This is a genomic window from Pseudomonas sp. GW821-FHT03E01 (genome assembly GCF_059420765.1).
The window spans coordinates 667,300-680,335 of the sequence record NZ_JBWKUI010000001.1 but is presented as its reverse complement, the minus strand read 5'-3'; the positions used below and the strand labels follow the sequence as shown (position 1 = coordinate 680,335).

Genomic DNA, 13,036 nt, shown 5'->3' with positions numbered 1-13,036 from the left:
TGGATGCCGGGTTAGCCGCCCCCGGCCATGGATGGCCGATGGCGGCGGGCCCACGGAGCAGGACCGGAGCGAGGGCATGCCGAGCCTGGGCGAGGCACCGAACGAAAGGGGCAAAAGCGCTTTGGTTACTTTGGCGCTTTTCCAAAGTGACCCGCTGTAAGAGCGGAACCAATAGCCGCCGTTACCGCAGAAACGGATATGTACCCCAGACCCCAGACCCCAGACTCCAATCACCGCTCCGAATGCCTCCCCATTCACCCACACCCCATATCCCCCCGGTTAACAAAACATAACGTGGCGTCGATTGTCAGACCTTTCCAAACCCCGATAGGATAAGCCCAGCTTCCGAAGGGGCTCTGGATTGCGGGTTTCAGGACTATGCTCTGGAATAGGGCAGTCCCGGTGAGCACCCCCTTACGGCGCCCTGAAAGGTTGAATGACCTAACAATAATAATGGGGGAAGGTCTATGAGTGAGCCTGTCATGGGTGTGAGTATTTGCCGCCCGCCGGCGTTACGCAGGTTCGCGTTGCTGGCTACAGCGCTCTCGCTGTTGGGTTGTGCCGTGTTGTCGGCTCCTGTGCTGGCCGCTGCCGCGCCGACCACCGACGTGGTTTATTCCATTGAATCCGCCAAGGCCAGCAAAGGCCTGATGCTCGATGTCGTGCATGCCGGCAAACGCCTGGTGGCGGTCGGCGATCGCGGGCACGTTCTTTATTCCGATGACCAGGGTGCGACCTGGACCCAAGCCAAGGTGCCGACCCGGCAACTGCTGACAGCGGTATTTTTTGTCGATGACAAGCACGGTTGGGCCGTCGGCCATGACGCGCAGATCCTCGCCAGTGAAGACGGCGGTGTCACCTGGACCAAGCAATTCGAAGACCTGCGCCGCGAATCGCCGCTGCTCGACGTCTGGTTCAAGGACGTCAACAGCGGCTATGCCGTGGGCGCCTACGGTGCCTTGCTGGAAACCACCGACGGTGGCAAAAACTGGGAAGACGTCAGCGATCGCCTGGCCAACGAAGACCAGTACCACCTCAACGCCATAGCTGCAGTCAAGGATTCCGGCATTTTCATCGTCGGCGAGCAGGGCAGCATGTTCCGTTCCGCCGATGAAGGGCAGACCTGGGAAAAGCTTGAAGGCCCCTACGAGGGCTCGCTGTTCGGCGTCATCGGCACCGCGCAACCGGCCACGCTGCTGGTCTACGGCTTGCGGGGCAATCTCTATCGCTCCACGGATTTCGGCACCACGTGGGATCAGGTCGAACTCAAGGCTGCACGCGGTGCGCTGGAATTCGGCCTGTCCGGCGCCACGTTGCTCGACGACGGTTCCATCGTGATCGTCGGCAACGGCGGCAGTGTCATTCGCAGCAGCGACGACGGCGAGACCTTCAGCGTGTTCAACCGTCCCGATCGCATTTCCGTCTCGTCGGTCACGGCGGCGGGTAACGGTAATCTGATTCTGGCAGGCCAGGGCGGCGTGCGCGTCACCTCGCCAACGGGCGCAGAGAATGGCACAAACGGGTCGTCCAAATGAGCCGGGCAAATAATAAGAAGGCGGGTCTATGACATCCTTAAGCACTCCTCATCAGGACAAGGCGACGTTTCTTGAGCGCCTGATCTTCAACAACCGCCCGGCGGTGATCGTCATCTGCCTGCTGGTCAGTATTTTCCTGTTCTGGCAGGCGACGCTGATCCGGCCGTCCACCAGTTTCGAAAAAATGATCCCGCTCGAGCATCCGTTCATTGAAAAGATGATGGAGCACCGCAACGATCTGGCGAACCTGGGCAACACCGTACGGATTTCCGTTGAAGCCACCGATGGCGACATCTTCTCCAAGGAGTACATGGAGACCCTGCGCCAGATCAACGACGAGGTGTTCTACATCTCCGGCGTCGACCGTTCCGGCCTCAAGTCGCTGTGGAGCCCGAGCGTGCGTTGGACCGAGGTGACGGAGGAGGGCTTCGCCGGTGGTGAGGTGATTCCCCAGAGCTATAACGGCTCCCAGCAGAGCCTCGACCTGCTGCGCAACAACGTGCTCAAGTCCGGGCAAGTCGGGCGGCTGGTGGCCAACGACTTCAAGTCGAGCATCGTCGACATCCCGCTGCTGGAGTCCTACCCGGACCCGCAAGACCAGGGCAAGTTGCTGGTACTGGACTACCGCAAGTTCTCGCATGAACTTGAAGACAAGATCCGCAACAAGTTCGAAACCCAGAACCCTAACGTGAAGATCCACATTGTCGGGTTCGCCAAGAAAGTCGGCGACCTGATCGATGGGCTGGTCATGGTGGTGATGTTCTTCGGCGTCGCCTTCGTCATCACCCTGATCCTGCTGTACTGGTTCACCAACTGCATGCGCAGCACCGTGGCAGTACTGAGTACGACGCTGGTGGCGGTGGTCTGGCAGCTCGGCTTGATGCACTTTTTCGGCTTCGGGCTGGATCCGTACTCGATGCTGGTGCCGTTCCTGATCTTCGCCATCGGGATTTCCCACGGCGTGCAGAAAATCAACGGTATCGCCTTGCAGTCCAGCGAGGCGGACAACGCACTGACTGCGGCGCGGCGAACATTCCGTCAGTTGTTCCTCCCGGGGATGATCGCGATCCTCGCGGATGCGGTGGGCTTTATCACGCTGTTGATCATCGACATCGGCGTGATTCGTGAACTGGCCATCGGCGCGTCCATCGGCGTGGCGGTGATCGTGTTCACCAACCTGATCCTGCTGCCGGTAGCGATTTCCTACGTGGGTATCAGCAAACGCGCCGTCGACCGCAGCAAGAAAGACGCGCACCGCGAGCATCCCTTCTGGCGCCTGCTGGCGAACTTTGCCAGCCCGAAAGTCGCACCGGTCTCCATTCTCCTGGCGCTGATCGCCTTTGGCGGTGGCCTTTGGTACAGCCAGAACCTGAAAATCGGCGACCTCGACCAGGGTGCGCCGGAACTGCGTCCGGACTCGCGTTACAACAAGGACAACAGCTTCATCATCAACAACTATTCCACCAGTTCCGACGTGCTGGTGGTAATGGTCAAGACCAAGCCTGAAGGGTGCTCGCGCTATGAAGCCATGGCACCGATCGACGAGCTGATGTGGAAGATGCAGAACACCGAGGGCGTGCAGTCGGCGATCTCGCTGGTGACCGTGTCCAAGCAAATGATCAAGGGCATGAACGAGGGCAACCTGAAATGGGAAACCCTGTCGCGCAATCCGGACGTGTTGAACAACTCCATCGCCCGTGCCGATGGTCTGTACAACAACAATTGCTCCCTGGCGCCGGTGCTGGTGTTCCTCAACGATCACAAGGCCGAAACCCTGGATCGCGCGGTTCATGCGGTGCAGGACTTCGCCAAGGACAACAACAAGGAAGGCCTGGAATTCCTCCTCGCGGCCGGTAACGCCGGGATCGAGGCCGCCACCAACGAAGTGATCAAGCGTTCCGAACTGACGATTCTGGTGCTGGTGTACATCTGCGTCGCGACCATGTGCATGATCACCTTCCGTTCCTGGGCGGCGACCTTGTGCATCGTGCTGCCGCTGGTGCTGACCTCGGTGCTCGGCAACGCACTGATGGCGTTCATGGGCATCGGTGTGAAAGTGGCGACCTTGCCAGTGGTGGCACTCGGGGTGGGGATCGGCGTGGATTACGGGATCTACATCTACAGTCGCCTGGAAAGCTTCCTGCGTGCCGGTCTGTCGCTGCAAGAGGCGTACTACCAGACGCTGAAGTCCACCGGTAAAGCTGTGTTGTTCACCGGTCTGTGCCTGGCAATCGGCGTGTGCACCTGGATCTTCTCGGCGATCAAGTTCCAGGCCGACATGGGCCTGATGCTGACCTTCATGCTGCTCTGGAACATGTTCGGCGCGTTGTGGCTGCTGCCGGCGCTGGCGCGGTTCCTGATCAAACCGGAAAAACTGGCGGGGCAGAAGGGCAACTCGCTGTTTGCTCACTAGGCGTCAGCCTGACCCAAAAAGCCGCAACTCAGGTTGCGGCTTTTTTTATGGGGGTGTCTCGTCCTGAATAAGGTTTACACCTGTTTCAGGACTAGACAGGGACCGAATCACTCAGCGTGGTTGTAGCGTCAGGAATGCACTGTTGGCCAGTTCCTTGCTGATGATCCCGCGGTGGATATCGATTTTCTGTTTCGGATCTGTAGCCTTGGCCATCGCCGATTCGTAGGTTTCGAAGCGTTGTTCCCTGGTTTTCAGATGGGCCTGGGTATATTGCGTCTTGGCATCATCGAAGCGCTCATAGTGGAAATGCGCGTACCCCCAGGGTTGATCGTCTTTGTTCAACAGGACGTACTCCTGCATGAAGTCTTTACGTCCGGTTTTCAGTTGTACGCGATTACCGATCATGCGTGGGTAAACCTCCTTGCACCGTAACAGAAACTCCACACCCTCACTGCTGGGGGGCTGGGCCAGTGTCATGCGGATGCGCAGTTCCGATGCCTTACTGTCGAGGGCTCGCGCGTGATCGCGTAAATCGCGGATTAACGAGGCATCTTGTTCCCGGTTTGGCGAGGGGGCCTCATGGTGTTCCAGACCCTCGGCATACCCGGTCAGCTTTTGTGCTTCGCGTTGCAATTGTTCTTCAATTTCCTTGGGTGAGCTTGCGCGTTGCGCGTAACCCTCGATTTTCCTTACCTGCTTGTCGACATTGGCGATGGCCTTGCGGGCATCCCCTTTGAGCTGTGCGTAGGAGTGCGCGGAGGCCTTGGGTGCGGGCTGCCTGACCTCGATCATTTCTACCCAGACATTCGGTTCATGTTCATGGAACGAAGCCAGTGGTGCATCTTCGAGTGGACCGTTGATATCAACAATGTCTCCGCCCTGGTTAGCCACGCGGGGGCGAATATCGCCGATCAGAGTGCCCTTGGCGGTTTTGATGACCCGCTTGCGACTGGCCCATGAAGAGGGGCGCTGGATCGGGGGCTTGCTGGCTCCGGGTGAAGACGGACCGGGCTCGGAGACCGAAGGTTGCGGGAGATTTTGAAGGTCATCGGCCAGACGTCGCTCGGCATCGAGGCGCAGTTCACCGATGATCTCTCGCAGGCGATTGAAGGCCGCCGGCTGTAATTCTTCGGCATTGAAGATGCCGATACTTTCAAGCCCATCCAGTGCTTTGCGGTAGTGATCGACCAGGTTGTCCAGAACGGCGATCCGATCGCTATTGTTATAAGTGCGAGAAGTTTGCAGTTCGGAATGGGAGCGAGACAGCAACATCAGGGGATCGAGTGCGCGTTCGAGTGGGGCCATGGTGGCGCTACCCAGTTCCTTCAGGCTGAGAATACGCAAGATGCTCAGTTGGTAGGATTTGACTCGCAAAGCGGTCAATTCATTCTCGGAGCGATTGTCGGTCAACCGTTTCCAGTCCTCCAAGCCCAAGCGAGACAGGTGTTTAAGCTCCGCAAGTCGGCTCTCTGTTTCTTCGTAGAACCTGATCATGGTTTCGTTGACTTCGGAGGTCCTGCGCATGAATTCGAAGTATCGATCCAGTACGACGTTGCCCTTGTCCTTGATTGCTTCGCGCAAGTGTTCGATACCGCGGGTCAAGTCCGCGTAAGTTCGATTGGTGGCTTCCCGTTCCCGGTCAGCGATGACCACACGTTTGCGCGCGTTGTTGATGAGATTCTCCAGCAGGTTGCGCTGCAGGTTTGGATCGGGATCAGTTTTGCTCAGAGCGCTTTTTTCGCGGATTTCGGCAAGCGCCGTGACATAGGTTTCGCTCTGTTTGTCCAGCTCGTCTGCGAACCGTTGGCGAAAAGTGGTGCGATCCTGCTCGCTGCTGGCGGGGTCGTTTGTTTTCAGCTCCATCAGCTTTTCCGCGATATCAACGCGTTTTTGCACCTGCGTCTGTTGCTGCAAAAATTCCTGGTGGTTCAGTTCCAGCAGGCTGATGCGTTGTTGTTTGCTCTCGCGCAGGGCATCCCGCCTGGCGTTACGTCCTCCGCCGAGCAGTTTCAGCCCTTGATCCAGCGTCCACCGGCCGTATCCATCGGTTTTGAGCTTGATTCCCGGATGGTCGGGATGCTCGGGATGCACCAGGTAGGCCTCACCGAAACCGGGCACGACACTCACGCGAAACAGCAGGCCGGCGACCGTGACGTGCCATTTGTTGTCGATCCGGTACAGCCCCTTGAACGGACCGGTTGCAACAGGCTCTGGCAGAGACGCGGGCCATGCAACCTTGACCGCCTGCAGCTTGTTGAACAGCCGCGCCGAGGTCGAGTCCCGAGCGGTCGACAGGTTGAAATCCAGCAACGTATTGCCACTGCCCGGCGGTTCGGAGGGCAGTCCGGGTGTTTCTTGAGTGATGGTTGTCTCGGGATGCAGCAAGTCCAGTGGCAACAGACGGCGCAGCGGATCGAGGGGCACCGGAGCGTCTTCGCCCATGCGCTCTGGCGCGAGTGCAGGCCGTTCACCTTGAGTTCGTGCGACATGCAAAAGGAGCAGGCCGATGTTCAAGAGCACATCGATCCAGGCCAGATTCCGGGTAGTTGGGTCATCACTGTCCAGTGCGGGCAGGTCGTTGATCAGGCTATGGGTGATTTGCAGCATCCAGCCCACCAGCATTGCCGGGCCGCGCAACAGCGGCAGTACCAGGTTGTTAAAGACCAGCCAGCCACCCTCAAGGATGATCGCCCAACGGCTTTCGGCATTGGACACCGATTGCCTGTCAGCCAGATCGGCCAGCGCCCGGGCGTTGCTGGCGAACAGGCTGGCCGGCAATCGACCTTCCTCCACTGCACTGAGCCACTGGGCCGCAGCTTCGTCGCCTGCCAGAATCGCCGGTTTCGGCTTGTCTGGCGGCGAGAACTCGTCGCCGATGTGAAAGTGGTTGATATGCGGTTCGTTGAAACCGTTGTTGTCGTAAACCGGACGTGCGCGGTCCGGGAGCCAGGTCAGCACGCTGGTTTGCAGCGCGCCCTGTTGCGCGACCGCTTTGAGCAAGTCGCTGCGTGCGGCGTATTGCTGCAGTGACGGGGTGTACAACGGGCGATAGAGGATATGCGGAGCACTGGCCTGCAAGTCTTTGGGCTCGATGATGAACATGTTGGCGGCCACATCACAGTCGGCGCCGTCCTTGCGTTGGAACGCCAGGGGCCGGATGACCACGGCTTGTTCGTTGACGACCCGTTCGGCGGCGGTGCGATTCATCAACGCATCGACATAGCGATACCCCAGATGGGTGAACCCGTGCTCACCCTTGATCGAATGTTCGAGGGCCAGCAGGGGGAGATGAACCGACAGTTCCAGCGCGAACAATCGTTCCCGCTCCCGTGCGTCGTCGGTCTCGCCGAGCAGCAAGGTTTCGATCAGTTCGGGATAGTGCTGGCCGACATTGACCCGGCTCACCAGGTCCAGCAGATAGTCGTCGGTAGTCCACTGCTGAATCAGTTGGTCTCCGGTGTGACGGACAGTCATGCGGCCCTTGGGTTTTGCGGCGAGATTGTTGATCGCCAGCTCGGTCAGGGTCATTTTGACGGTTTCGATGTAGCCGCTGCCGAGGTCACCGACGGGTACATGAAAAGTCAGTTCCAGCTCGTCGGAGTTATAACCGGGCGCCAGCGGATAATCTTCCTGCATCTGCTTGTGCAAGGCTTTTCGGGCAAACGTACGAAGGTCGTCGATGCCATCGTTGAAGGTGCGCCCCTGGGTCTGTTGCTTGACGCTGGCCATGGCCAGGACGTGCTTGCGATAGGCCATGCGGTCAGTGGGTGTCGCCGCTTGCAACCACCTGGGAATCGACGCCTGTATCGGTTGAAAAGCGGCCTCGTCCGGTTGGCTGTCGATGAACAGCGTGGCGACTTCGGTGATCGCGTCAACGTGTTTCACCAACTCGCCCAGGCCCTGGTTGGCAGGCAGTTTGAGCTCAGCCAGATCTTCCAGCTGCCGGTTCAGGAGCAGGGCAGCCTGAATGTCAAAGATGTTGCCGTCCGGCTCAAACCGCTTCCAGGTGATGACATCGGCTTTGTATGCCCGCTGAAACCGTGCGCCCCAAGCCAGGCCGAAAGCTTCCAGGGAAGCGAAGGGCTCGATTTTGCCGGTCACGCTGCACAACAAATGGGTTTCACCACAAGTCACCAGGAGCTCGGAGGCCTGCAGCGTAATGGAGACGTCACCGTTGGTCAGGGTGGTTTGTAGGGTGCAGGCTTGTATGGGGCCTTTTGACCAGGATTGCTGGAGACGCTGCAGGTTGTCCGGGTGGCTGGCCAGCTCCGCGAGAATCCCGGCCTGCACCGGGTTGCTTTTCGACAGGCGGGTCGCGGATGTCTGCAGGACGCCGGCCAGCAAGTTTCCCAGCCATTGCCAGCGGCTGACGCCGGCCTCGTCCTTCTGGTTCCAGTAAAGGGTCAGCGATTCCTGGAGCCCGATGTGCAGCAAGTCGGGCAGCTCAAGGATGACCCCCGCAATCACCTGGAGATCAGGCAGGCGTGATGTGGTTTTGCCGATAGTCAGTTGCGCGGGCGCACGGTTGGTCAGAAAGCAGGCACGACCGAACCGCTCGCTGAAATCGACAGGTGTGCCGCTGGCCAGATAATCCAGTACCAGGTCCAGCAGTAACGTGAGGCGCCAGGCCCCGTTGGGAATCGGCTGCGCGATTTTGGTTCGCTCAGGGTCGAAGTCCAGTTGCGGGTATTTTTCCAGTACGCCGTCCTTGAGCAGGCGAGCGGTTTCCGAGCGCAGGGTGGGGCGGGAGCTGAAGCGGGCGCTGACGGCGTGCGCGATGATATCGGTCATGTCCGCCGTGGCAGGGGGGGATGCAGGTATCGGCATGATGCAATCCTTTGCATGGGTTGAGTCACGCAAAGTAAGGCGAGGCCGGAATGGATGTGCGGTAACGGGATACCGCAGATCCGACAATTCGATGATCTAAGGGATGACTACGTGGTGGCAATGAGCCCAGGGGAATTGTGGTGGTTATGCGGGATCGGTGCCGAGCACCACATTCAGCGCGTTACGCGCATCGTCCAGTTGCACCAACGTCGCATGCCGCGCACCCAGCGCATCGCGATTCTCGATAGCCGTGAGAATCGCCTTATGCCGAGGCAACGCCAGTTCATGCAGGTTCGGCCGTTGGTTGGAGTGCTTCAAGGCTTCGGCAATCGCCACCGACAACATGTTGCACAGGTTCGCCAGCAGGTCGTTGTGGGTCGCGTCGGCGATGCGGCTGTGGAAATCCAGGTCCGGCTGCAACAAGGCTTCAGGCGTCGGTGCTGACTCCATGCGTTGGTAGGCTTCACCGATGGAGGCGATGTCTGCGTCGGTGGCGAACTGCGCGGCCAGGGCTGCAGCGGCCGGTTCAATGATGCTGCGCACGCTGGTCAGCAGGCTGAAGAACTCATTCTGCGGGCTGCTTTGCATCAGCCAGTGCAGCACGTCCGGGTCGAGCATGTGCCACTCCCGGCGCGTCTTGACCACGGTGCCGACCCGCGGACGGGAATACACGAGGCCCTTGGCAACCAGCACTCGGGTCGCTTCGCGCAGGACTGGCCGGCTGACCGCGTATTCCTCACACAACAGGGCTTCGGCGGGCAGTTTGTCGTCCGGTTTGAAGCGTCCCGAGACAATCTGCATGCCCAATTCCTGGACGATGCGCGAGTGCATGCTTTTGCGGTCGGAGGGTTTGCGGTAATCCATGGGGAACGGCGCGGTCCTGTGCGATGGGGTGCTGCGCATGATAGCAGGCGCGGCGGGCACAATCATTGTGGCGAGGGAGCTCCCTCGCCACAGGTTCTGCTGTGGTTACAGAATCCAGAGGGTCAGTGAGAGTGACGCGGCACCTCGGCTCCACGACAACCGACGAGGAAGTCGAAGTCGCAGCCCTGATCCGCCTGCAGCACATGGTCGATGTACAGCTGGCGATAGCCACCCACCAGCAACTGTTGTGGCGGTTGCAGATCGGCCATGCGCGCGGCCAGTTCGGCATCCGGAATGTCCAGATGCAAACGTCCACTGGCGCAATCGAGCTCGATCCAGTCGCCTTCCTTCACTGCCGCCAAAGGCCCGCCGGCGGCGGCTTCCGGTGCCACATGCAAGACCACGGTACCGTACGCCGTGCCGCTCATGCGTGCGTCGGAAATCCGCACCATATCCGTCACACCCTGGGCCAGCAGCTTGGCCGGCAAGCCCATGTTGCCGACTTCGGCCATGCCCGGATAACCCTTCGGCCCGCAGTTTTTCATTACCAGAATCGAGTTGGCGTCCACGTCCAGTTCCGGATCGTTGATCCGCGCCTTGTACATGTCGAAATTCTCGAACACCACCGCGCGCCCGCGATGTTGCATCAGCTCGGCACTCGCCGCAGAGGGCTTGAGCACCGCACCCAGTGGCGCCAGGTTGCCGCGCAACACGCAGATGCCGCCGTCGGCGCGGATCGGGTTGTCGAGGGTGCGGATCACTTCGTCCTGGCCGTAGATCGGCGCGTCCTTGGTGTTTTCACCGAGGGTTTTGCCGTTGACGGTGAGGGCGTTCGGGTTCGGAATCAGGTTGGCTTCGCCCAGGCGACGCAGCACTGCAGGCAAGCCACCGGCGTAGTAGAACTCTTCCATCAGGAAGCGCCCGGACGGTTGCAGGTCGACAATGGTCGGCATGCCGCGACCGATGCGGGTCCAGTCGTCCAGGTCCAGTTCGACACCGATGCGTCCGGCGATGGCTTTCAAGTGGATCACCGCGTTGGTCGAACCGCCGATGGCAGCGTTCACCCGGATGGCGTTTTCGAAGGCTTCCTTGGTGAGGATTTTCGACAGCTTCAAATCCTCGCGAACCATCTCCACCGCACGCATACCCGACATGTGCGCCAACACATAACGGCGCGCATCGACTGCCGGAATCGCCGCGTTGTGGGGCAGGGACGTGCCCAGCGCTTCGGCCATGCAAGCCATGGTCGAGGCAGTGCCCATGGTGTTGCAGGTCCCGGCGGAACGGGACATGCCACCCTCGGCCGCGAGGAAATCATCAAGGGTGATCGTGCCAGCCTTGACCTGTTCGCTGAGCTGCCACACCACCGTGCCCGAACCGATGTCCTGGCCCTTGTGCTTGCCGTTGAGCATCGGCCCACCGGTGACGACGATCGCCGGCACGTCGCAACTAGCCGCGCCCATCAGCAGCGCCGGAGTGGTTTTGTCGCAACCAGTGAGCAGTACCACGCCATCGATCGGGTTGCCGCGAATGGCTTCCTCGACGTCCATGCTCGCCAGGTTACGGGTGAGCATGGCGGTGGGGCGCAGGTTCGATTCGCCGTTGGAGAACACCGGGAATTCCACAGGAAAGCCACCGGCTTCGATCACCCCGCGTTTGACGTGCTCCGCGATCTGGCGGAAATGCGCGTTGCACGGGGTCAGTTCCGACCAAGTGTTGCAAATGCCGATGATCGGCTTGCCGTGGAACTGATGGTCGGCGATGCCCTGATTCTTCATCCAGCTGCGGTACATGAAGCCGTTCTTGTCGGCAGTGCCAAACCATTGGGCGGAGCGCAGGGTGGGTTTCTTATCAGTCATGATCGGTTCTCTTATTGTATGACTATATTGTTCGAGCTGTGGCGTAACATAAGCGCAATTTCGGCTGTTTGGAAGTGTTGTTGGTTAAATAGTAATACTATATAGTCGTTTTCAACGGAGGGATGGCCCTGATGGTTTTCCGCGAGAGGCGTCCCCCGAGGTTCTATAACAACAACAATCGGAGACCGAACTCATGAGCCAGGAATTGCGGCTTATCCGTCGCATCACGTTGAAACTGATTCCCTTCCTGATCCTGCTGTACCTGATCGCCTATGTGGATCGCTCCGCCGTGGGGTTCGCCAAGCTGCACATGGGCGCCGACGTCGGCATCGGTGATGCGGCTTACGGATTTGGTGCCGGGCTTTTCTTCATTGGCTACTTTCTGCTGGAGATCCCCAGCAACCTGATGCTCGACCGCTTCGGCGCCCGACGCTGGTTCGCGCGGATCATGGTCACCTGGGGCGCTATCACCATCGGCATGGCGTTCGTCCAGGGCCCGAACAGCTTCTATGTGATGCGTTTTCTGCTCGGCGCGGCCGAAGCCGGGTTCTTTCCAGGCGTGCTGTACTACATCACCCAATGGTTCCCGATTCGCCATCGCGGCAAGATCCTCGGGCTGTTCATCCTTTCCCAACCCATCGCCATGATGATCACCGGCCCGGTGTCCGGCGGTTTGCTCGGTATGGACGGCACGCTTGGCCTGCACGGCTGGCAGTGGCTGTTCATCGTCATCGGTACGCCAGCGATCCTGCTGACCTGGCCGGTGCTGCGCTACTTGCCGGACGGCCCGGACCAAGTGAAATGGCTGGATCAATCCGAGAAAGACTGGCTGACCGGGGAACTGAAAAAAGACCTCGCCGAGTATGGCCAGACCTGCCACGGCAATCCGTTGCATGCACTGAAGGACAAACGGGTGTTGCTGCTGGCGCTGTTCTATCTGCCGGTGACCTTGAGCATCTATGGCCTCGGTTTGTGGCTGCCGACGCTGATCAAGCAGTTCGGTGGCACGGACCTGGTGACCGGGTTCGTGTCATCGGTGCCGTACATCTTCGGAATCATCGGTTTGCTGATCATTCCGCGCAGTTCCGACCGCCTGAATGATCGCTACGGTCATCTGGCGGTGCTGTATGTGTTGGGTGCCATCGGCCTGTTCCTTAGCGCCTGGCTGTCGGTACCGGTGCTGCAACTGGCGGCGCTGTGCCTGGTGGCGTTCGCGCTGTTTTCCTGCACGGCGGTGTTCTGGACCTTGCCGGGGCGCTTCTTCGCCGGCGCCAGTGCGGCGGCAGGAATCGCGTTGATCAATTCGGTGGGCAACCTCGGCGGCTACATCGGCCCGTTCGTGATCGGTGCGCTGAAGGAGTACACCGGCAACCTGGCGTCGGGGCTGTATTTCCTGTCCTGCGTGATGGTGTTCGGCCTGGTCCTGACCGGCGTGGTGTATCGCCTGCTGGAACGCAAGCACGTGCTGCCGGTCGACCAGTTCGTGGCAAGTGCCCGCGGTGCTACCCGTACCTGACGCGAGATTGGCCAACAAGTTT

6 protein-coding genes are annotated in these 13,036 nt (G+C 59.8%); 3 read left to right on the top strand and 3 right to left on the bottom strand.

Annotated elements, in window-relative coordinates:
- The first annotated feature begins 467 nt into the window (after positions 1-467).
- Entirely contained in the window at positions 468-1,535 is a 1,068-nt protein-coding gene (locus tag AC07VO_RS02990) for a WD40/YVTN/BNR-like repeat-containing protein (RefSeq protein WP_086946153.1), read from the top strand.
- Positions 1,536-1,563: 28 nt separating this feature from the next.
- The gene (locus AC07VO_RS02985) at positions 1,564-3,948 is read left to right on the top strand and encodes an efflux RND transporter permease subunit (protein ID WP_086946152.1); all 2,385 of its coding nucleotides are present in this window, start codon (positions 1,564-1,566) and stop codon (positions 3,946-3,948) included.
- Between the two features lie 111 nt (positions 3,949-4,059).
- Here AC07VO_RS02985 and AC07VO_RS02980 read toward each other — a convergent pair whose 3' ends face one another.
- The 3 genes from AC07VO_RS02980 to AC07VO_RS02970 form a co-directional block, all read right to left on the bottom strand.
- On the bottom strand, positions 4,060-8,775 hold the full coding sequence (locus tag AC07VO_RS02980) for a dermonecrotic toxin domain-containing protein (RefSeq protein WP_086946151.1): 4,716 nt from the start codon (positions 8,773-8,775) through the stop codon (positions 4,060-4,062).
- Positions 8,776-8,919: 144 nt separating this feature from the next.
- Entirely contained in the window at positions 8,920-9,639 is a 720-nt protein-coding gene (locus AC07VO_RS02975; RefSeq protein WP_495007476.1) for a FadR/GntR family transcriptional regulator, read from the bottom strand.
- A gap of 122 nt (positions 9,640-9,761) precedes the next feature.
- Positions 9,762-11,498, bottom strand: coding sequence for an IlvD/Edd family dehydratase (locus tag AC07VO_RS02970; RefSeq protein ID WP_018926177.1), 1,737 nt, complete (start codon positions 11,496-11,498; stop codon positions 9,762-9,764).
- Between the two features lie 193 nt (positions 11,499-11,691).
- Here AC07VO_RS02970 and AC07VO_RS02965 point away from each other — a divergent pair, with 193 nt between their 5' ends.
- Positions 11,692-13,014 carry an MFS transporter gene (locus AC07VO_RS02965; RefSeq protein WP_086946150.1) on the top strand — a complete coding sequence of 441 codons (1,323 nt, stop codon included), beginning with the start codon at positions 11,692-11,694 and terminating at the stop codon, positions 13,012-13,014.
- The last annotated feature ends 22 nt before the right edge of the window (positions 13,015-13,036 follow it).

Coding starts and splice junctions, on each gene's coding strand:
- AC07VO_RS02990 (WP_086946153.1), top strand. CDS start 468: ATGAGTGAGCCTGTCATGGGTGTGAGTATTTGCCGCCCGCCGGCGTTA.
- AC07VO_RS02985 (WP_086946152.1), top strand. CDS start 1,564: ATGACATCCTTAAGCACTCCTCATCAGGACAAGGCGACGTTTCTTGAG.
- AC07VO_RS02980 (WP_086946151.1), bottom strand. CDS start 8,775: ATGCCGATACCTGCATCCCCCCCTGCCACGGCGGACATGACCGATATC.
- AC07VO_RS02975 (WP_495007476.1), bottom strand. CDS start 9,639: ATGGATTACCGCAAACCCTCCGACCGCAAAAGCATGCACTCGCGCATC.
- AC07VO_RS02970 (WP_018926177.1), bottom strand. CDS start 11,498: ATGACTGATAAGAAACCCACCCTGCGCTCCGCCCAATGGTTTGGCACT.
- AC07VO_RS02965 (WP_086946150.1), top strand. CDS start 11,692: ATGAGCCAGGAATTGCGGCTTATCCGTCGCATCACGTTGAAACTGATT.